The sequence below is a fragment of the Aeromonas caviae genome (assembly GCF_000819785.1).
Classification (GTDB): Bacteria; Pseudomonadota; Gammaproteobacteria; order Enterobacterales; family Aeromonadaceae; genus Aeromonas; species Aeromonas caviae.
This window is the reverse complement of record NZ_CDBK01000041.1, coordinates 1-20,258: the sequence shown is the minus strand read 5'-3', so window position 1 is coordinate 20,258 and position 20,258 is coordinate 1. Positions and strand designations below refer to the sequence as shown.

Below are 20,258 nucleotides of genomic sequence, written 5' to 3'. Positions count from 1 at the left end.
CCCGGCACCAAAAGGTGCCGGGATTTCGAGGTAATCACTTACCAGAAAGAGGTCGGAGTCGGCCTGTAAGCCGGGTTCTGTACCGGGTTGCCCCGGGTAGCAATCATTCCTCTAGGCCAGCAATCGCTCGCTGGCTCAAGCAACCTACCCGCCCCCAACGCGGGCCGCGCCAATAGGGGCCTATTTGGTCTTGCTTCGGGTGGAGTTTACCGTGCCACGAACTGTTGCCAGTCGCGCGGTGCGCTCTTACCGCACCCTTTCACCCTTACCTGATCCCTTGCGGGCCATCGGCGGTCTGCTCTCTGTTGCACTGGTCGTAGACTCGCGCCCCCCAGGCGTTACCTGGCACCCTGCCCTGTGAAGCCCGGACTTTCCTCCCCTCCGCCCGTCTGTCCCGAGGGACACAACGACGAAGCAGCGATTGCCCAGCCAACTCCGAGGCGCGGATTATAGCCTCGCGAGACGGACGGGGTAAACCGTCAATTCCGGTTTACGGCAATTAATAGTGCTCAAGACCGTATTTGTAGAGGGCGTTCTTCTTCACCCCGTGGATCTCGGCGGTGAGGGCTGCAGCCTTCTTGAGGGGCAGCTCGCTGACCAGCAGGCCCAGGGTGCGGATCGCCTCCGCAGGCAACTCGTCATCCACCTTGCTGGCACCGGCGACCACCAGCACGATCTCCCCGCGGCAACGGTTATCGTCCTCTCCGAGCCAGGCCAGCATCTCGGAGGCGGGCAGACCGTGGATGGACTCGAAGGTCTTGGTTAGCTCGCGGCACACCACCACCTGGCGCTCGCCAAGGATGCGAGCAATCGCTTCCACGGTATCCTGCACCCGGCGCGGCGATTCGTAGAACACCAGAGAGCGGGTGTCTTCGATGACGGCTTGCAGGCGATCATCCCGCCCCTTGGCCTTGGCCGGCAGGAAACCCTCGAAGGCGAAGCGGTCGGTGGGCAGCCCGGCGGCGGACAGCGCCGTGATGGCGGCGCAGGGACCGGGCAGCGGCACCACCTTGACCCCGGCTTCGCGACAACGGGTGACCAGGTGATAACCGGGGTCGCTGATGAGCGGCGTCCCCGCATCGGAGACCAGGGCCACGCTCTTGCCCTCCTTGATGCGGGCGATCAGCACATCCGCCTTTTGCTGCTCGTTGTGATCGTGCAGGGCAAAGGTCGATACCGAGATCTGGTAGTGGCTGAGCAGGATCCCGGTATGCCGGGTATCCTCGGCGGCCACCAGATCGACGCTGCGCAGCACGTCCAGTGCTCGCTGGGTGATGTCGGCCAGATTGCCGATCGGAGTGGGGACTATATACAGGGTTGGGATGTCACTCATGGGAGCTCCGAGTGTCCCGACAATTGTGTCGCCATATTGGCCCGTTTACACTATGGAGAATTTCAACACTGGTCGGGGAATGAACTTGAACCGGGTTATAAAGCAGCTAAGTGTATCACGACTCTTCGGCATCCTACTCGCGGCAGTCCTGCTCGCCGCCTGTGCGTCGGAGCCCAATCAATCTTCCGGACAACCCGGCATGCCGTCAGCCTTCTCGGATCTGACCAAGAATGCCCAGTGGTATCTGGAGCAGGTGGATCCCGCCAAACCGGCAGAGGCCTTCGTGTGGCAGATGATGGCGGCGCGCAGCTATCTGGCGCTCGGCCAGGCCAAACCGGCTGCCGCCCTGTATCAGCAGTTGCAGAAGCAGGCGAAGAGCCCGGTGCAGCAGGCGCAGTTGCAACTGCTGCAGGCACACCTGCTGCTCGCCCAGGGCAACGCCAACCAGGCGCTGATCCTGCTGGAAGGCAAGCCGGATGTGGTGCTGGATGCCGATACCCAGAAGGACTGGTACCGCCAGCGCGTGGTGCTGCAGCTCGACATCAACAACAAGTTTGGTGCGGCCAAGTCGCTGATTCTGCTGGAACCTTATCTGGCCAAGAATGAGCTGGCCACCAATCACCAGCAGATCTGGTCACTGCTGAAAAGCATGACCCCCTCCACCCTGCAGGCGCTCGAAGAGGAGCCAGCTCCCGATGTGACCACCGGCTGGCTGCGTCTTGCTGCGCTGGTGAACGAATTCGGGGCACAGCCGAGCCAGCTGGCCCGCCAGCTTGCTGGCTGGAAGCAGAGCTTCCCTAACCACCCTGCCCAGAGCGACATGCCGGCCGGCCTTGGGGATCTCGCTACTACGGACAACGGTTCGCTGCAGCAGATCGCCGTCTTCCTGCCGCTCTCCGGCAACCTGGAAGCCCAGGGCGCCGCCATCCGCAACGGCATGTTGATGTCCTACAAAGAAAATCAGAGCCAGTTCACCCTGAACTTCTATGATACCCAGGGCAAGGCGATGGGGGACCTCTACAAGCAGGCCATTCAGGAAGGGGCCAACATGATCATCGGCCCCCTGCTCAAGGATCAGGTGGAGGAGCTGCTCAAGTCGAGTCCGACCGTGCCGGTGCTGGCGCTCAACGAGCTGGACAAGCCAATCGTCAACGACAATACCTTCTATTTCTCGCTCTCCGCCGCTGCCGATGCGAGCCAGGCGGCCCAGTACCTCTATGGTCAGGGCTATCGCAAGCCGCTGCTGATCGCGGCACAAGGCCGGATTGGCTACAGCAGTATCAAGGCGTTTGAGCAGGCCTGGGCCGGCGTCAGCCAGGAGAAGCCCGTGGTTGCCACCTTCGGGGCGCGCAACGAAGTGCAGGGCATGGTCAAGAACGCTCTGAGCGGCCGTTCCACGGCTCGAGCCGGGGAGATTGTCCAGCTGTCCGATGCTGCGCCGCGCAGCATCGACGCCGTCTATGTGGTGGCCAACAGCCTGGAGACCCGGATGATCAAGCCCTATGTGGACATCTCGGTCAATCCCATGGGCAGCCTGCCCATCTACAGCAGCTCGCGGGGATACGACGGCGGGACGACCGAGGTAGCATCCGAGCTCAACGGTATGCATATCTCCGACATGCCACTGCTGCTGGGTGGCTTCGAGACGCAGCGTGAACAGATTGCCCTGCTCTGGCCCCAGACCCAGGGCGACCTGCTGCGCCTGTTCGCCCTCGGTTACGATGCCGTCAGCCTGGCAGGCAACCTGCCGCAAATGCGCAAGGTCAATGCCATGCAGCAACCCGGCATGAGCGGCCAGCTGAGCGTGGATCCCCAGGGCAACATAGTGCGCATGCTGGACTGGGCCACCTACCAGAATGGCAAGCTGGTCAGCGACAGCGCCGCCCCCCAGCTGGAGGATGCGACTCATGAAGAGGCTACTGACACAACTTCACCAGCAGTGGTTGAACCTGTTGCCGCCGGCAGCGACGAGCAAGGGACAACACTTTGAGCAAATAGCGGAACGCTGGTTGCAGGCACGAGGCCTGCAACCCGTTACCCGCAACTACCGCTGCCGTGGCGGCGAGATCGATCTCATCATGCGCCAGGGGGAGACCCTGGTGTTCGTTGAAGTGAGATATCGCGCCAACGCCACTCATGGCGGTGCAGCCAGCTCGGTCACCCGGCGCAAGCAGCACAAGATCGTGCTGGCCGCGCGCCACTATTTCAAGCAACATGCCATCAATGAGGCCAACCAGGCCTGTCGATTCGATGTGATCGCGTTCGAGGGCGACCAGCCGGACTGGATCCAGAACGCGTTTTAAGAGGACCCCATGACTGATCCCATCAAAGAGAATTACACCGAAAGCATCCAGACCAAGATAGCCGCCGCCGAAGCACTGCCGGATGCCATCCATACGGCAGCCCAGATGCTGACCATCTGCCTGCTCAATGGCCACAAGGTGATGGCATGTGGCAATGGTCCCTCCTCGGCATTGGCACAGCTATTTATTTCCGAGTTGGTGAACTGCTATGAAACTCCTCGCCCCTCCCTGCCCGGTCTCGCCCTGACGCCCGACATGGCGACCATCAGCGCCATCGCCACGGATCACGGTTTCGAGGAGGTCTATGCCAAGCAGATCCGAGCTCTGGGACAACCAGGCGACATCCTGGTGGTCATCACCACGACAGGCAACAGCCGCAGCCTGATCAAAGCCGCGGAGGCCGCCCTCTCCCGCGACATGACCATCATTGTTCTCGGTGGCGGAGACGGGGGAGAGATCGCCGGTCTGCTGGGCCCCAATGACGTGGAGATCCGCGTTCCTTCCGCTCGCCGTCCTCGTATTCTGGAAGTGAACCTGTTGACCCTGCACTGTCTCTGTGATCTCATCGACCAGACACTTTTCCCGCAACAGGAAGACTGAAACCATGAAGAAGCCTATTCTCGCTCTTGCCCTGCTGACCGGCGTCCTGCTGCTGCAAGGCTGTGCTGCCGTGGTGGTCGGTGGCGCGGCTGGCACCGCCAAAGCGAGCGGCGATCGCCGCACCCTGGGTGCCCAGTGGGACGATCAGACCATAGAGCTGAAAGCCGCCAACCTGTTGGCCGACAACAAGCCCCTGAGCGCCGCCAGCAAGATCAGTGTCTACAGCAACAACGGCCGTGTGCTGCTGGTGGGTCAGACACCCTCTGACGCTTACAAACAGGAAGCGGGCAGAATCGTGAGCCGGATTGAAGGGGTTCGCCATGTCTACAACGAGCTGCGCCTTGGCAAACCAGTCAGTATCGGCGTGCGCAGCAATGACACCTGGATCACCTCCAAGGTGCGGGCCGACATGCTGGGCACCAAGAACTTCGACAGCGCCAAGGTGAAGGTTGTCACCGAGAATGGCGAGGTGTTCCTCATTGGGTTGGTCACCCGCCAGGAAGGGGATCAGGCCGTAGAAATCGCCCGCCACGTCAGCGGCGTTAAGCAGGTGATCAAAGCCTTCGAGTTTGCCCAGAATTGACCATCTGGCAGGATGAAAAAACGCAGCCTTCAGGCTGCGTTTTTTATTTGATGACTTTCAGGGTCGGGCGACCGCTCGGGCGCGGTGGTTCCGGCTCGGGGTCAACCGGCGTGGGTGTCTGTGCCTGTTCCAGCCAGAGGTCATACCCGGGCTCCGGCGGGAACAGGGTGCCCACTCCGTTCTCCCTGGCATGGATGGCCAGTACGGCCGCCATGGGGATATAGACCTGCTGCGATACGCCACCGAAACGGGCGCTGAAGCTGACAGCGTCATTGTCCATGTGGAACTGGCCCACGGCCCGGGGGGCGATGTTCAGAACAATCTGGCCATCCTGCACGAACTGCATCGGTACCATCACATGGGGAATGTTGGCATTGACCACAAGATGGGGAGTCAGATCGTTATCCAGCAACCAGTCAAAAAACGCCCGCAGCAGATACGGGCGACTGGGTGTCATTGTCGGTTCCATGCTCATACGCCGGCACGGATCTCGCGCTCGGCCTCGGTCAGGGAAGCCTGGAAGGATTCACGCTCGAACAGGCGTACCATGTAAGCCTTCAGCTCTTTGGCGCCACGGCCGGTGAAATCGATGCCCAGGCTCGGCAGACGCCACAGCAACGGCGCCATGTAGCAGTCGACCAGACCGAACTCTTCGCTCATGAAGTAGGGCATCTCGCCGAAGATGGGAGCGATGGCCAGCAGGTTGTCGCGCAACTCGGCACGGGCGGCTTCGGTATCGGTGCCCGCCATGATCTTGTCGGCCAGAGAGTACCAGTCCAGCTCGATGCGGTGCATCATCAGACGGCTGTTGCCGCGCGCGACCGGATAAACCGGCATCAGGGGCGGATGCGGGAAACGCTCGTCCAGATACTCCATGATGATGCGCGAGGTGTACAACGCCAGCTCGCGATCCACCAGAGTCGGTACAGTGTTGTACGGGTTCAGCTCGGCCAGCTCATCCGGCAGGTTGGCAGGATCAACCTGGCAGATATCCACGCTAACACCCTTCTCCGCCAGGACAATACGCACCTGATGGCTGAACATATCGTTGGCACCGGAAAACAGCGTCATTACCGAACGCTTATTGGCAGCTACAGCCATTGAACCCTCCCGTCATTAAAAAGCAGAAACGGCAATGAAGCATGTCTGTCTTCATTGCCGTGCGTCATATTACTCCGATCTGGTCGCTTAGTGAACGTCGCGCCAGAATTCCTTCTTCAACAGCACAGTGAAGATGAAGAAGATAGCGATGAATCCGAGTACCCAGAAGCCCATGCGTTCGCGCTCCTGCTGCACCGGCTCAGCCGAGTAGACCAAGAAGTTTACCAGATCCAGTACCGTCTGATCATATTCTTCGTTGTTCATTTCACCGTTGCCGTCAGATTTGATGCTGACGACTTGCTGCATCTCCACGCCATCCAGGGTGTGCGTCTCGAACTCGGCGCGGGGCGTCCCCTGCAACGGCTCCAGCACATGGGGCATACCCACGGACGGGAAGACGGCGTTGTTCACCCCGAATGGACGGGTCTCGTCCACGTAGAAGGATCGCAGATAGGTGTAGATCCAGTCTGCACCACGCACCCGGGCAACCAGGGTCAGGTCGGGGGGCGGCGCGCCGAACCAGCGCGCAGCATCCTTCTCGGACATGGCGCTCTTCATCAGATCGCCGATCTTTGCACCGGTGAAGACCAGGTTCTCCTTCATCAGATCGTCCGGAATGCCGATGTCGGCCGCCACCCGGTTATAACGCTGGTACTGGGTGGAGTGACAGCCGGCACAGTAGTTCATGAAGGTGGCGGCCCCCCGTTGCAGGGATGCCTTGTCACTCAGATCGTACTCCGCCTTGTCGAGAGGGAAGCCACCGCCAGAGGCAAACACCAGACCAGGCAGCAGGGCCAGCACTGCAAAAATTATTCTTTTCATTTGAATGTCACCCTCTCCGGCAGCGGCTTGGTGTTCTCATTCTTGCTGTAGAAGAACAACAGGACGAAGAATCCGAAATAACCCAGAGTACAGAGCTGTGCAATCAGCGTCAGGGTCGGGGTTGATGGCAGCACGCCCAGCACCCCCAGGATAATGAAGCAGACCACGAACTGGGCGATGTTCAGCTTGTGCAGGGTGCTGCGGTAACGCACCGAGCGCACCTTGCAGCGATCCAGCCAGGGCAACAGGAACAGCACCACGATGGAGAGGCCCATCATGATGACCCCCAGCAACTTGTCAGGCACCGCACGCAGGATGGCGTAGAAGGGGGTGAAGTACCAGACCGGGGCGATATGCGCCGGTGTCTTCAGGCCATTGGCCACCTCAAAGTTCGGTTTCTCGAGGAAATAGCCCCACATGTCCGGTTTGAAGAAGATGATGGCACAGAAGAAGAACAGGAAACCGGCTACCCCGATCATGTCCTTCACGGTGAAATAGGGGTGGAACGCGACCGCATCCAGTGGCCAGCCGTTCTCGTCCTTGTGCTTCTTGATGTCGATGCCATCGGGATTGTTGGAGCCCACTTCGTGCAGCGCCAGGATATGCATGGCCACCAGCATCACCAGTACCAGCGGCAGAGCGATGACGTGCAGCGCAAAGAAGCGGTTCAGGGTCGCACCCGAGATGACATAGTCCCCCCGGATCCACAGGGTCAGATCGTCACCGATAACGGGGATGGCACCGAACAGCGAGATGATGACCTGGGCCCCCCAGAACGACATCTGCCCCCAGGGCAGCAGGTAACCCATGAAGGCCTCGGCCATCAGCACCAGGAAGATCAGCATGCCGAAGATCCACAGCAGTTCCCGTGGCTTCTGGTAAGAGCCGTAGATCATGCCGCGGAACATGTGCAGGTAAACCACGATGAAGAAGGCGGATGCCCCGGTGGAGTGCATATAACGCAGCAGCCAGCCATAATCCACATCCCGCATGATGTATTCCACGGAAGCGAAGGCACCTTCCGCCGAAGGGTTGTAGTTCATGGTCAGCCAGATGCCGGTGATGATCTGGTTGACCAGCACCAACATGGCAAGCGAGCCGAAGAAGTACCAGAAGTTCAGGTTCTTGGGCGCCGGATACTTGGCCATATGGTCGTTGTACATGGCCGTGAGCGGGAAACGATCATCGATCCAGCCCATGAGTTTGGCAAACATGGTCAGGCCTCCTTGCCATCGGCACCAACCAGAATGGTGGTGTCGCTAAGAAATTGGTATGGCGGAATGACCAGGTTCAGCGGTGCGGGGACGCCCTGGAACACTCGACCAGCCATGTCGAATTTGGAGCCATGGCAGGGGCAGAAGAAGCCGGAAGTTACCCCTTGAACCTGCTCGCCGAAGCTGTCGGGCAAATAGGAAGGGGAGCATCCCAGATGAGTGCAGATGCCAACGGCCACGAAGATTTCCGGTTTGATGGATCTGTAGCCATTGTGGGCATAGTCCGGTTGCTGTGGCTCGTCTGACGCAGGATCCCGCAGCTTGTCATCGTGTGCAGCCAGAGCATCCAGCGTCTGCTTGGTGCGCTTCACCACCCAGACCGGTTTACCGCGCCACTCGACGCGGATTAGCTGACCCGGCTCCAGCTTGCTGATATCCACTTCAACCGGGGCGCCTGCCGCCTTGGCTTTGGCACTCGGATTCCATGACTTAATAAACGGCACTGCGGTAAAAGCAGCTCCTACACCGCCAACGGCAACCGTTGACCAGGTAAGAAATCTGCGGCGACCGGTATCAACTGGCGCATTGCTCATCCAAAAACTCTCCCATGTGGACTCCGCTCATTCTTATAGTGTCCCTGTTTACTTCTCCTCTCCCTCTGACAACTGCAATGGAAGCGGAGTGGCAATTGACACAGAAAGACCATGGAAATTTTAAAGAAAAGATAACAATTTGACAAGAAAGGGAGTCGATGGGCAAAAACAATAAATACACAATTTTTTGTCTTTTGTGACGTATGCTTAGCATTGTCACATGTAACATTACCAATAAAAAAAGCCTGGCAAATTGCCAGGCTTTTTTGACACTCCTGAGAGTGCGTACCAAAAGCGAATTAACGCTTGGAGTACTGCGGACGCTTACGCGCTTTGTGCAGACCGACTTTCTTACGCTCAACCTTACGGGCATCACGAGTAACAAAGCCAGCTTTACGCAGTTCGGAACGCAGGGTCTCGTCGTACTGCATCAGAGCACGAGTGATACCGTGGCGGATCGCACCAGCTTGACCGGAGATGCCACCACCGTTAACGGTGATGTACAGATCCAGTTTCTCGGTCATCTCGACCAGTTCCAGCGGCTGACGAACTACCATGCGGGCAGTCGGACGGCCGAAGTATTGCTCCAGGGAGCGCTGGTTGATTACGATTTTACCGCTACCCGCTTTGATGAATACGCGAGCAGTGGAGCTTTTGCGACGGCCGGTACCGTAGTATTGATTTTCTGCCATGTTGCCAGTTCCCGTTAGATATCCAGTACTTGAGGTTGCTGAGCAGCATGAGCGTGCTCTGCGCCTGCGTAAACTTTCAGCTTACGGAACATGGCACGGCCCAGCGGACCCTTCGGCAGCATGCCCTTGACGGCAGCTTCGATTACCATTTCCGGCTTACGCTGAATCAGCTTGTCGAAGCTGATGGACTTGATACCACCCGGGAAACCGGAGTGAGCGTGGTACATTTTGTCGGTAAATTTCTTACCGGTTACGTGTACCTTCTCAGCGTTTACAACGATGATGTAGTCACCGGTGTCAACGTGCGGAGTGTACTCGGCTTTGTGCTTACCACGCAGACGAGCAGCGATCTCGGTTGCGATACGACCCAGAGTTTTACCTTCTGCGTCCACAATGTACCAGTCACGTTTTACGGTTTCTGGCTTGGCAACGAAAGTTTTCATTAAGTTAAACCCAATTACCTGTTACAGACCCAATTGCTTATGGGGGCTCTCCCACAAACAACAAACGATGGCCTACCTGTACCCCTTCGAATACAAGTAAAGCTTAAAGTGTTGCTGTCTTATCGACAGCTGTAACGTGGGCCGGGCGATTATAAGTGAAGTTGCCTTAAATATCACCTGCTAATTTCACTGCCATGAAGCTAGCAAATGTCGCCCGGCCCTACCTGCCGCAGATGCCCATCCGACTGGCAGGCGCGGTATTGTGACTAAGGAAGGTGCACTCTGGCAAGGTATTCGTGCGATTGCATCTCCTGAAGCCGTGAAAGGCAACGCTTGAATTCGAAATTCAGCAGGCCTTCGCCATAGAGCCCGGTCATGGGGACCGCCGCCGATATGATGAGCTTTACATGCCGCTCATAAAACTCGTCCACCATGGCGATGAAGCGGCGGGCCGCGTCATCCGTGCCGCTGCCCATGGGTTGCACATTGGCCAGCAGGACAGTGTGGAACTCACGGGCCAGTTCGATGTAGTCGCCCTGGGAGCGTGGAGTACAGCACAGCTGTTCAAACTCCATATAAAGCACCCCTTCCCCTACGCCCAGCGCACTCAGTTGGCGATGGTTGACTTCCAGTGCGGCGGCAGTCACCTGCCCAATCCCGGTCAACTGGCTGAAATAACGATCCAGGTTGCTCCTGGCCTGCTCATCCAGCGGGAAGTGATAGATCTCTGCCTGTTCAAGGGTTCGCAGCCGGTAATCGACACCGCCATCGACATTGATCACCTCGCAGTGACGCTCGATAAGCGCGATGGCAGGCAGGAAGCGAGCACGCTGCAACCCGTTGCGGTAGAGATCCTGAGGGGGAATGTTGGATGTGGCCACCAGCACCACGCCATGGCCAAAGAGTTCCTGGAACAGAGTGCCGAGCAGCATGGCATCCGTGATATCCGAGACGAAAAACTCGTCGAAGCAGATGACGTCGGTCTCGTCGGCCAGCTTGCGGGCGATCAGCTTGAGCGGATCGGACTGACCGGTCAGCCCTTTGAGCTCGTCGTGCACACGGTGCATGAAACGGTGGAAGTGGATGCGCAGTTTGCGCCCCCCCGGCAGGCTCTCAAAAAAAGTATCCATCAGCCAGGTCTTGCCTCTGCCCACACCACCCCACATATATAACCCCTGGACGGGGTCACGGGTTTTCGGCTTTTGCAGCCAACCCAGCAGGCCACGGGATCTGGTCGGAGTCGGGCTTGCGCACAGATCCTGATAGAGTCGCTCCAGGCGGGCGACTGCCATGGCCTGGGCCGGATCGGCCACAAAGCCGGGGCGCTGCAAATCCTGCTGATATTTTTGCTGCGGGGTCATCCTGTAAACCGCCTCCAAGTCCCTGAATGAGGGACAAAATGGTATCACGCTCTCGGGGGGCACGGTATAGTGCCAACGAGGCGTTGCGGTCCATCCGACCGCTTCAAATTCATCGTGTTAGCTGTAACAAGGAGCTTCTATGACTCTGTTTAACGGGATCCTGCTGGCGATCGCCGCCCTGATCATCGGCGTGCTGATCGGCCGCTTCTCTGTCCGTAGCCGGGATGCCGGACGCCTGGAACAGGAGCTGAAAAAAGCCCACAAGGAGCTGGAAAGCTACCAGGGGCAGATCACCACCCACTTCGCCGACAGCGCAGCCCTGATGGAACAACTGGCCGAACAGTACCAGACCCTTTATCGCCACATGGCGGAACAGAGCAAGTTCCTGGCCAAGGTACAGGAACCACTGTTCCGCGAACCCGAAGTGGAAGAAACAGGCGATGCCGCCAACAGCGAAGAGCCGGGCCTTCCTCCTCGCGATTACGCCGGTGCATCCGGCCTGCTCAAGCAGCCGGGCTGATCGTCGGTTGAACTAATTACGCTTTATCGTGGTCAGACCTTGACGATTGCACTGCAACTTTTTCTGGGAGCTGTTTCTCATATGCGTAAATCTCTTTCTGTATTCAGTGTCTTAGCCCTCAGTGTCGGTATCGCCATGTCCTCAGCACCGGCGCAGGCCGCACTGCCCCTGATGGCGAACAACCAGGAGATGCCGAGCCTGGCCCCCGTCCTCGAGCAGGTGACCCCTGCCGTGGTCAACATCTCCGTCTCTGGCAAGAAGATCACCCGCCAGCGCCTGCCGGAACAATTCCGCTTCTTCTTCGGCCCCAACATGCCTGACGAGCAGGTGAGCGAGCAGCCCTTCCAGGCGCTTGGTTCCGGCGTCATCATCGATGCCAAGAAAGGCTACGTGATCACCAATGCCCACGTGGTCCACGAGGCGGACGAGATCAAGGTCAACCTGAAGGATGGCCGTGAGTATGCAGCCAAGAAAATAGGGGAAGACAAACAGTCGGATATCGCCCTGCTGCAAATCAAGGCCGAGGATCTGGTGCAGATCAAGTTCGCCGACTCCGACGAGCTGAGAGTCGGTGACTACGCGCTGGCCATCGGCAACCCGTTCGGCCTGGGCCAGACCGTCACCTCCGGCATTGTCAGCGCCCTGGGTCGCAGCGGCCTCAACATCGAAAATCTGGAGAACTTCATCCAGACCGATGCGGCCATCAACTCCGGCAACTCGGGCGGCGCCCTGCTCAACCTGCGCGGGGAGCTGATCGGCATCAACACCGCCATCCTGGGCCCCAACGGCGGCAACATCGGCATCGGCTTTGCCATCCCGTCCAACATGGTGCGCGATCTCTCCGAGCAGATCGTGAAATACGGCGAAGTGCGCCGTGGCCAGCTGGGGATTACCGGCACCGAGCTCACCAGCGAAATCGCCAAGACCTTCGGCTACAACAAGAAGGACGGTGCCTTCGTCAACCAGGTCATGCCTGACTCCGCCGCCGCCAAGGCAGGCATCAAGGCAGGCGACATCATCATCAGCATCGATGGCAAGCCCATCCGCTCCTTCGGCGAGCTGCGTGCCAAGATCGCCACCATGGGGGCCGACAAGCAGGTCTCGCTCGGCCTCATCCGTGACGGCAAGGAGCAGACCGTCAAGGTCACCCTGAAGAAGGCGGATGACAGCGAGATCCTGGCCAGCGCCCTGCATCCGGCACTGGAAGGAGCCAAGCTGAGCACCACCACGGACCCCGTGACCGGCGTGGCCGTCTCCGACATCGATCCCCGCTCACCGGCAGCCGCCTCCGGCCTGCAAAAGGGCGACATCATCATCGGGGTCAACCGCCAGCGCATCAACTCCATGGGTGAACTGACCAAGGTGTTGAAAAACAAGCCGGAAGTCCTGGCGCTAAACATCCAGCGCGGTGACTCCTCGCTCTATTTGGTGATCCGTTAAGCCCCTCACACCCGCGGCAACCGCCGCGGGTGATTTTTATCCATCGATAATGTTATTCTCTGCCCGCAGCCTGCACGGACGAGAAAGACATGAAAATCCCACCTCTGATCAGCTACTTGGGCAAGTCCGTCGGCTTTGGCCTCGCCATGGCTGCGCTTTTGTTGCTGGTGTTCCCCAATTTTCGTGGCGGCGCCCCCCTGCCGGGCCTCATCACCAATGCCCGCGAGCTGAGCTTCTCCTACGCGGCCCATCGTGCCGGCCCTGCCGTCGTCAACATCTACACCCGCAGCTTCGCCGGCAATCGCGGTGAAAAAGCCGAACTCAGACCCCAGGGGCTGGGCTCCGGCGTCATCATGAACCAGCGCGGTCACGTGCTCACCAACTATCACGTCATCGCCGATGCGGACCAGATCATCGTCGCCCTGCAAGATGGCCGGGTATTCAGTGCAGAGCTGGTCGGCACCGACAAACTGACCGATTTGGCGGTGCTCTACATCGAATCGGACAACCTGCCGGTGATCCCGCAGGACCCGGATCGTCTGCCGGACGTGGGAGACGTGGTGCTCGCCATCGGCAACCCCTACAACGTCGGCCAGACCATCACCCAGGGCATCATCAGCGCCACCGGGCGTATCGGCCTCTCCAGCATGGGGCCGGACAGCAATGGCAGACAGGATCTGCTGCAAACCGATGCCGCCATCAACGAGGGCAACTCCGGAGGCGCCCTGGTCAATGGCCGTGGCGATCTGGTGGGTATCAATACCGCCGCCTACCACCTCAACGGCAATCAGGAGAGCTATGGCATCAGTTTTGCCATCCCCTACAAGCTGGCCAAGCGCATCATGGACGAGCTGATCGCCAACGGTCGGGTCATCCGCGGCTACCTCGGCATCTCCAGCGTCGAGATCAATCCCATCGTCGCGCGCATGCTGAACCTGGGGGACTTGCAGGGGTTGGTGGTGGAGAGCCTGGATCCCAATGGCCCAGCCACCAAGGCCGGTCTCAAACGTGGGGATGTGCTGCTCAAGATCAACGGAGAGGCCATCACCGGCGTGCGTCCCGTCATGGACAAGATCGTCGAGAGCCGCCCCGGCACCAAGCTCACCATCTCGGTGATCCGCAACGGCAAGCCGCTGGACGTCGATGTCATCATCGAAGAGGACCTGCGCTACCAGAATCAGACCCTGCCGACCAGCAGTGCGGCACCCGCCACCTGAGGGGCGGATCCTCGCAGGGCCCGACAGGGCCCTTTTTTGTGCCCGCTTTCCTCCGGCTCCCACCTGTGCGTGAGACAGCTCACACATTGCGCCAATGAGCAATCGGGCGAAGACGCCGTCAAAACGCGCCACCGATCACACTCCCTTGCCGCCAGTCCGCTCCTTTCCTCTCCTTGATCGCCAAAAGGGCTTCTTTGGATGCCTTTCCCTCCGAATTTCCACTTCGAATCGGAAAAAACCTGCCTCCTCCCGCACTCTCCTCCGCTTTATGGTGATCTCATCCTTTCTGCCAGCCTGGAGAGCAGACCTTGAATACCGACACCCATGACGCCCCCCTGACCCCGGACAGCCCGGCACTGCTGCGCAAGACCGACCTGACCCTGGCCCGCATTCACAACCTGCTGGCGGATCAGGGCATACGCCCCAACGACGTGCAGCAACAGATGCTGGCCTCCCACGTCAAGGCCATGGTGTGGCGCTCCTACAGCGGGGAGTCCCTGCCGGAGGTCGACCTCAGCCTGTTCGAGGAGATCTCCCCCCTCTCCCTGCGCCTGGCAGAGCAGGTCGTCGCCTGGCTCGACCGCCTCGCCTACGAGGAGGCGCACCTCTTGTCCGTCCATTTTGAGGTGGCCAAAGAAAACGAACTCAGCTCAGTAAAAGGAGAAAGCTAAATGACTGCCATCAAACTCGTGATTGGAGATCGTCTCGGCAAGGGTCAGAAAGTGGGGGCAGGCGCAGAAGCCGCCGGCGCCACCGTGACCGTCATCCCCGGCATGGCCGCCGACATGAAGCTCGGTGATGTGATGAACAAGGAGCAGGCCGACCTTGGCATCTCTTTCTGCGGCAGCGGTGGCGCGGGCGCCATCACGGCCCAGACCAAGTACGGCTACAAGTGCCGCTACGGCATGCGATCCATCGAGGAGGGTGTCACCGCCATCAACGAGGGGTGCGTGGTACTGGGCTTCGGCTTCATGGACAAGGAAGAGCTGGGCCAGAAGCTGATCGAAGCCTTCGCCAAGAAACACGGACGCGCCTGATGAAAGAGCACTTCACCACCCGGATCACGGTCAACGGCAAGGGGGCGACTCGCCAGCAGGCGTTCGCCGCCGCCCTCAGCCAGGTGCAACCCAGCCTGCTCAAGGAGAGCCCCAAGGTGATGCTGCGCATCGAACCCCTCGAGGTCGAGGTGCTCGAGGCCGAGGAGTCGGTACGGGTGGAGAAGTTCCTGTTCTTCTTCCTGCCACGCCAGCGCCATGAGTTCCGGGTCCGGCTGGCGATCACCGTCAAGGTCACCAGCCTGGATGTCGACAAGGTGGATTTCACCCGGGCCTGACCCCACAACCAAAAGGACAAGTTGGATGTTTCTAATCATTTTGATGAAGTCACTCATCATCGGCGGCCTGGTAGGCGTCGGGGTGGGGGCTGGCGCGGCGCGGATGTTCCACGCCCCGACCGTGCAGGGGATGGGCGCGTTCCGCACCCTGGGCGAACTCAACTCCTGCGAAGGGGACCCCGCCTCCCACTTCTCGTTCGGTCTGGGCTTCTTCTTCAACGCCTGGGCCTCCACGGTCGCGGCCGGCGCCTTCACTCAGGACGTGGATCACCGCATCCTGCCGAACTGGGGTGCAGCGGCCCTGATGATCAAGAACCGGGATCTCGCCACCACCCTCCATGACCCGAAGAAGATGGCCATCGCCTGCGGCATCATAGGTGCCATCGTCGTCGCCTTCCTCAACAGCACGGCCGCCGCCGTGCCAGCCGCCCTGCAGGTCACCGCGGTCAAGGTGTTGGTGCCCGCCGCCAACCTGCTGGTCAACACCGTCATGCCGGTGATCTTCTGGCTGGCCGCCATCGAGGCAGGCAAGAAGTCCGGCTTCTGGGCCACCATCTTCGGCGGTCTGGCCCAGCTCATCATGGGCAACGCGGTACCGGGCCTGGTGCTTGGCATCCTGATCGGCAAGGGGGTGGAGGAGAGCGGCTGGAACCACGTCACCAAGGTGATGATGAGTGCCATCGTCCTGTTGTTCGTGCTGAGCGGCTTCTTCCGCGGCTTTGACATGAAACTCATTGAATCCTTCCACCTGGGCGTTCCCCTGTGGCTGGAAAACGTCCATAACCTCATGAGCGGCAAATAAGGAAGCACACCATGGATGAGAAACTGAGAAACAACTTCTGGTATGCCGACTGGTCCTTCCCCATCTTTGTCGGTCTGCTCTCTTCCGGCGTCTTCGCCGGTACCCACATGTTCTACCTCTACGGGGTCGGCGCCTTCAACGAGGTGGCCTTCGTTGCCATGCTAAAGGCCGGTATGGACACGGGGGCCTATGGTGCAGTCGCCGCCTTCGGTGCCAGCTTCCTGTTCGCCCGCATCATCGAGGGCTCCCTGGTGGGCATCCTCGACATCGGCGGCGCCATCCAGACCGGAGTCGGCCTCGGGGTGCCCGCCCTGCTGCTGGGGGCCGGCATCGTCTATCCGGTGGAAAATTTCACCGCTTCCCTGATCACCGGCATGGGGATTGGGATGGCCATCGGCTACGTGATCATCCTGGCGCGCAAGTTCACCATCAACCAGAGCAACTCCACCTACGGCGCAGACGTCATGATGGGGGCTGGCAACAGCTCGGGCCGCTTCCTCGGTCCCCTCATCATCCTCTCCGCCATGGGCGCCTCCATTCCCATCGGGATAGGCTCCCTGCTGGGTGCCCTGCTGTTCTACATCTGGGAGAAGCCCATCACGGGCGGTGCCATTCTGGGGGCCATGCTGTTCGGGACCTTCTTCCCCATCGCCCTGGCTTAATCCAAGGCCGTCTCTTGGGCGGCATTCAAGAACCTGTTTGCGCTCTGTCGCGAGAGGTCGTCAGCAAGGTGAAGAGCAACACATGAGCCTTGGAAGCGGTCTCGCAGTAAGAGCGCAAGCAGGTTACAAGAGGGATATCAGCATGTACGACACGATCATCAGGGCGGGACGCCTGGGAAACGGGCAGCTCGTCGACGTCGCCATCAAGCATGGCAAGATAGCGGCGCTGGGTTCGCTGCCAGAGAGCACGGTGGCGAAGCAAACCCTCACTCTGGACGGGCAGGTCCATGTGAGCGCCGGCTGGATTGACGGCCACACCCACTGCTACCCCGCCTCCCCCCTCTATCACGATGAGCCGGACAAGGTGGGCGTGGAATCCGGCGTCACCACCGTCATCGACGCCGGCAGCACCGGAGCCGACGACGTGGACGACTTCCAGCGTCTCGCCGCCGACTGCAAGACCCGGGTGCACGCCCTGCTCAACATCTCCCGCATCGGTCTGCTGCGCCAGAACGAGCTGGCGGATCCGGCAGACATCGATCCCGCCCTCGCCCAGGCGGCCATCCGGCGCCATCCCGGCTTCATCGTCGGCATCAAGGCACGCATGAGCGGCAGCGTGGTGGGTGAAAGCGGTCTGCAACCCCTGCGCATGGCCAAGCAGATCCAGCAGGCCAATGGCAACTTGCCACTGATGGTGCACGTGGGCAACACGCCGCCGGATCTGGACGAGATCGTCGCCCTGCTGGGGGATGGCGATCTGCTGACCCACTGCTTCAACGGCAAGCCCAACCGCATCCTGACCCCGGCGGGTGAACTGCGCCAGGCGGTGCGCGAGGCGATGCGGCGGGGGCTCTTGCTCGACATCGGCCACGGTGGCGCCAGCTTCAGCTTCGAAGTGGCGGAGCTGGCCATTGCCCAGGGCATCCTGCCCCACACCATCAGTTCAGACATCTACTGCAAGAACCGCATCAAGGGGCCCGTCTACAGCCTTGCCCACGTGATGTCGAAGTTCTTCGCCATCGGCATGACCCTGGAGCAGGTGCTCGCCTGCGTCACTCACCAGGCCGCTGATGCCCTGCGCCTGCCCGGCAAGGGGCGACTCGAGGTGGGCGCCGATGCAGACATCACCCTGTTCGAGGTGAGCTGCGGCCCCACTCTCTTTACCGATACCGAGGCCGGCGCCCGCAACGGTGACCGGCAACTGCTCCCTCTCGCCGCCCTGGTGGGCGGCGAACTGGTTCTGACTCACTACGGGAAATCACACCATGCCTTCTGTGTATGAGAAATACCGGCTCAAACCGGTGATCAACGCCTCCGGGCGCATGACCATCCTCGGCGTATCCACCCCCGAGCAAGAGGTGGTCGATGCGGTCAACTTCGGCCTCGGCCACTACTTTGAGGTGAAGGATCTGGTCAACAAGACCGGCGCCTACCTGGCCGATCTGCTGGGCGTTGATGATGCGGTGGTGGTCTCCTGCGCCAGCGCCGGCATCGCCCAGTCGGTGGCCGCCGTCATCGTGCGCGGCGACCCCTATCGTCTCGAGCAGTTGCATGCTCATGCTCACGACGTGCCGAGCGACATCGTGCTGCCCAAGGGCCACAACGTGAACTTTGGTGCCCCCGTCGGCACCATGGTCAACCTGGGGGGCGGCAGGGTGGTGGAGGCAGGCTACGCCAACGAGTGCTCACCCGCCCAGCTGGCCGCCGCCATCCATGCCAATACCGCCGCCATCCTCTACATCAAGTCCCACCACTGCGTGCAGAAGAGCATTCTGTCGGTGGCCGAGGCGGCCGAGGTGGCCAAGGCCCACGGGATCCCGCTCATCGTCGATGCAGCGGCCGAAGAGGATCTGCGTCTCTACTACAACCAGGGTGCGGATCTGGTCATCTACAGCGGCGCCAAGGCCATCGAAGGGCCCACCAGCGGCCTGGTACTCGGCAGACGTCAGTATGTGGAGTGGGTCAAGCAGCAGGCTGGCGGCATAGGCCGTGCCATGAAGGTGGGCAAGGAGGGGATCCTCGGCCTGACCCACGCCATCGAGCGCTACCTGGCCAAAGAGAAGGAGAGCGGCGCCGCCATGGTCGCCAAGATGACCCCCTTCATCGAGCGCCTCAACCAGCTGCCCGGCGTCACCGCCAAGGTGGTGTGGGACAGCGCGGGGCGCGACATCGCCCGCACCGACATCGCCTTCGACCACCAGCAGATCGGCATGACCACGGTGGAAGTGGTCTCCCGTCTGCAACAGGGCACGCCTGCCATCTACTGCCGCGGCTACAAGGCCAACGAGGGGCACATCGAGATAGACGTGCGCAGCGTCACCCTGCCCCAGCTCGACCAGATCCACTCCGCCATTGCCCACCTCGTTCAGGAGAACAACTGATGTCTCTTACCCCCAATTACTACAGCGATCGGGTCTGCCTCAACGTGCTGGCTGGTTCCAAAGAGAATGCCGTCGACATTTATGAGGCTGCCGAGGGCCACGTACTGGTCGGTGTGCTCTCCAAGAACTACCCGGACATTCCCTCTGCCGTCGCCGACATGCTGGCCTACGCCAAGCTTATCGACAACGCCCTCTCCATCGGGCTGGGAGCAGGTGATCCGCGCCAGTCCGCCATGGTGGCCGAGCTGGCCCGCCAGCTGCAGCCCCAGCACGTCAATCAGGTGTTCACCGGGGTCGGGGCCAGCCGGGCGCAGCTCGGTCAAGCTGACACCCTGGTCAATGGCCTTGTCTCCCCCACCGGCACGCCGGGGATGGTGAAGATCTCCACCGGCCCCCTCAGTAGTCAGCAGCCCGATGGCATCGTCCCCATCGATACCGCCATTGCCCTGCTCAAAGACATGGGCGGCAGCTCGGTCAAATTCTTCCCCATGGGGGGACTCGCCTGCCGCGCCGAGTATCAGGCAGTGGCCGAGGCCTGTGCCCGCCACGGCTTCTGGCTGGAGCCCACCGGCGGTATCGATCTTGAGAACTTCGAGGAGATAGTGCGGATCGCGCTGGAGGCAGGAGTCGAGAAGGTGATCCCCCATGTCTACAGCTCCATCATCGACAGCGAGAGCGGCCAGACCCGGCCGGAGGATGTGCGTACCCTCCTCGCCATGGTGAAGGCACTGCTGGCATAGCAACCCCACAGGCACCGGTCCGATCACTGGGCGGTGCCTGGCTTGTTAATGACCCCCTTGTTAACATCGACCCACCATGCGCGACAGGAGTCCCCACCCCCTCATGACCAAGCTGCCC

The 20,258-nt window shown here is 60.5% G+C and carries 24 protein-coding genes and 1 other RNA gene; 15 read left to right on the top strand and 10 right to left on the bottom strand.

What is annotated here, in order from left to right:
- Positions 1–50 precede the first annotated feature (50 nt).
- Positions 51–437: RNase P RNA component class A (rnpB, locus tag BN1120_RS20415), an RNA gene on the bottom strand.
- Between the two features lie 62 nt (positions 438–499).
- Positions 500–1,333, bottom strand: a complete 834-nt coding sequence (gene rsmI, locus BN1120_RS05385; RefSeq protein ID WP_039040488.1) for a 16S rRNA (cytidine(1402)-2'-O)-methyltransferase — start codon at positions 1,331–1,333, stop codon at positions 500–502.
- A gap of 199 nt (positions 1,334–1,532) precedes the next feature.
- On the opposite strand from rsmI, the gene BN1120_RS05380 reads away from it, so the two are divergent.
- From BN1120_RS05380 to dolP, 4 genes are read left to right on the top strand one after another with little or no spacing between them, the layout of a single operon-like run.
- Entirely contained in the window at positions 1,533–3,323 is a 1,791-nt protein-coding gene (locus BN1120_RS05380) for a penicillin-binding protein activator (protein ID WP_042015063.1), read from the top strand.
- Positions 3,232–3,636 carry a YraN family protein gene (locus BN1120_RS05375; protein WP_456300928.1) on the top strand — a complete coding sequence of 135 codons (405 nt, stop codon included), beginning with the start codon at positions 3,232–3,234 and terminating at the stop codon, positions 3,634–3,636. The genes BN1120_RS05380 and BN1120_RS05375 overlap by 92 nt, the downstream gene beginning before the upstream one ends.
- Before the next feature lie 9 nt (positions 3,637–3,645).
- Entirely contained in the window at positions 3,646–4,236 is a 591-nt protein-coding gene (locus tag BN1120_RS05370) for a D-sedoheptulose-7-phosphate isomerase (RefSeq protein ID WP_010675848.1), read from the top strand.
- 4 nt (positions 4,237–4,240) lie between these two features.
- Positions 4,241–4,819: a division/outer membrane stress-associated lipid-binding lipoprotein gene (dolP, locus tag BN1120_RS05365; protein ID WP_010675849.1), complete on the top strand. Its 579-nt coding sequence runs from the start codon at positions 4,241–4,243 to the stop codon at positions 4,817–4,819.
- Between the two features lie 43 nt (positions 4,820–4,862).
- Here dolP and BN1120_RS05360 read toward each other — a convergent pair whose 3' ends face one another.
- From BN1120_RS05360 to zapE, 8 genes are all read right to left on the bottom strand, one after another.
- Positions 4,863–5,294 (bottom strand): ClpXP protease specificity-enhancing factor, encoded by a 432-nt coding sequence (locus BN1120_RS05360; protein WP_042015062.1) that lies wholly within the window; start codon positions 5,292–5,294, stop codon positions 4,863–4,865.
- A complete protein-coding gene (sspA, locus tag BN1120_RS05355) occupies positions 5,291–5,920 on the bottom strand; it encodes a stringent starvation protein SspA (protein ID WP_039040485.1) in 630 nt (209 codons plus the stop codon). The genes BN1120_RS05360 and sspA overlap by 4 nt, the downstream gene beginning before the upstream one ends.
- A gap of 87 nt (positions 5,921–6,007) precedes the next feature.
- Positions 6,008–6,742 carry a cytochrome c1 gene (locus tag BN1120_RS05350; protein ID WP_042015061.1) on the bottom strand — a complete coding sequence of 245 codons (735 nt, stop codon included), beginning with the start codon at positions 6,740–6,742 and terminating at the stop codon, positions 6,008–6,010.
- The gene (locus tag BN1120_RS05345) at positions 6,739–7,956 is read right to left on the bottom strand and encodes a cytochrome b (RefSeq protein ID WP_010675853.1); all 1,218 of its coding nucleotides are present in this window, start codon (positions 7,954–7,956) and stop codon (positions 6,739–6,741) included. The genes BN1120_RS05350 and BN1120_RS05345 overlap by 4 nt, the downstream gene beginning before the upstream one ends.
- Before the next feature lie 2 nt (positions 7,957–7,958).
- Complete coding sequence (gene petA, locus BN1120_RS05340) at positions 7,959–8,549, bottom strand: ubiquinol-cytochrome c reductase iron-sulfur subunit (RefSeq protein WP_010675854.1); 591 nt, start codon at positions 8,547–8,549, stop codon at positions 7,959–7,961.
- A 299-nt stretch (positions 8,550–8,848) separates the two neighbouring features.
- Positions 8,849–9,241 (bottom strand): 30S ribosomal protein S9, encoded by a 393-nt coding sequence (rpsI, locus tag BN1120_RS05335; RefSeq protein WP_005336286.1) that lies wholly within the window; start codon positions 9,239–9,241, stop codon positions 8,849–8,851.
- A gap of 14 nt (positions 9,242–9,255) precedes the next feature.
- Positions 9,256–9,684: a 50S ribosomal protein L13 gene (rplM, locus tag BN1120_RS05330; RefSeq protein WP_005336289.1), complete on the bottom strand. Its 429-nt coding sequence runs from the start codon at positions 9,682–9,684 to the stop codon at positions 9,256–9,258.
- A 266-nt stretch (positions 9,685–9,950) separates the two neighbouring features.
- Positions 9,951–11,045: a cell division protein ZapE gene (zapE, locus tag BN1120_RS05325; RefSeq protein WP_042015058.1), complete on the bottom strand. Its 1,095-nt coding sequence runs from the start codon at positions 11,043–11,045 to the stop codon at positions 9,951–9,953.
- 139 nt (positions 11,046–11,184) lie between these two features.
- Here zapE and BN1120_RS05320 point away from each other — a divergent pair, with 139 nt between their 5' ends.
- The 11 genes from BN1120_RS05320 to dagF all read left to right on the top strand — a co-directional run bounded on the left by BN1120_RS05320 (position 11,185) and on the right by dagF (position 20,140).
- A complete protein-coding gene (locus tag BN1120_RS05320; protein WP_010675856.1) occupies positions 11,185–11,565 on the top strand; it encodes a Z-ring associated ZapG family protein in 381 nt (126 codons plus the stop codon).
- Positions 11,566–11,646: 81 nt separating this feature from the next.
- Positions 11,647–13,005, top strand: coding sequence for a Do family serine endopeptidase (locus BN1120_RS05315; RefSeq protein ID WP_042015057.1), 1,359 nt, complete (start codon positions 11,647–11,649; stop codon positions 13,003–13,005).
- A gap of 89 nt (positions 13,006–13,094) precedes the next feature.
- The gene (degS, locus tag BN1120_RS05310) at positions 13,095–14,222 is read left to right on the top strand and encodes an outer membrane-stress sensor serine endopeptidase DegS (protein WP_010675858.1); all 1,128 of its coding nucleotides are present in this window, start codon (positions 13,095–13,097) and stop codon (positions 14,220–14,222) included.
- A gap of 308 nt (positions 14,223–14,530) precedes the next feature.
- On the top strand, positions 14,531–14,893 hold the full coding sequence (locus BN1120_RS05305) for a transcriptional regulator (protein WP_010675859.1): 363 nt from the start codon (positions 14,531–14,533) through the stop codon (positions 14,891–14,893).
- A complete protein-coding gene (locus BN1120_RS05300; protein ID WP_010675860.1) occupies positions 14,894–15,259 on the top strand; it encodes an SFCGS family glycine-rich protein in 366 nt (121 codons plus the stop codon).
- Positions 15,259–15,555 (top strand): DUF4312 family protein, encoded by a 297-nt coding sequence (locus tag BN1120_RS05295; RefSeq protein ID WP_041211841.1) that lies wholly within the window; start codon positions 15,259–15,261, stop codon positions 15,553–15,555. The genes BN1120_RS05300 and BN1120_RS05295 overlap by 1 nt, the downstream gene beginning before the upstream one ends.
- A 25-nt stretch (positions 15,556–15,580) precedes the next feature.
- Complete coding sequence (locus BN1120_RS05290; protein ID WP_010675862.1) at positions 15,581–16,357, top strand: DUF4311 domain-containing protein; 777 nt, start codon at positions 15,581–15,583, stop codon at positions 16,355–16,357.
- Positions 16,358–16,368: 11 nt separating this feature from the next.
- Positions 16,369–17,019 (top strand): DUF4310 family protein, encoded by a 651-nt coding sequence (locus BN1120_RS05285; protein WP_041211843.1) that lies wholly within the window; start codon positions 16,369–16,371, stop codon positions 17,017–17,019.
- Between the two features lie 142 nt (positions 17,020–17,161).
- A complete protein-coding gene (locus tag BN1120_RS05280; RefSeq protein WP_042015056.1) occupies positions 17,162–18,301 on the top strand; it encodes an amidohydrolase/deacetylase family metallohydrolase in 1,140 nt (379 codons plus the stop codon).
- Positions 18,285–19,400, top strand: coding sequence for a DgaE family pyridoxal phosphate-dependent ammonia lyase (locus tag BN1120_RS05275; RefSeq protein ID WP_042015055.1), 1,116 nt, complete (start codon positions 18,285–18,287; stop codon positions 19,398–19,400). The genes BN1120_RS05280 and BN1120_RS05275 overlap by 17 nt, the downstream gene beginning before the upstream one ends.
- Positions 19,400–20,140, top strand: coding sequence for a 2-dehydro-3-deoxy-phosphogluconate aldolase (dagF, locus tag BN1120_RS05270; protein WP_042015054.1), 741 nt, complete (start codon positions 19,400–19,402; stop codon positions 20,138–20,140). The genes BN1120_RS05275 and dagF overlap by 1 nt, the downstream gene beginning before the upstream one ends.
- Positions 20,141–20,258: the final 118 nt, after the last annotated feature.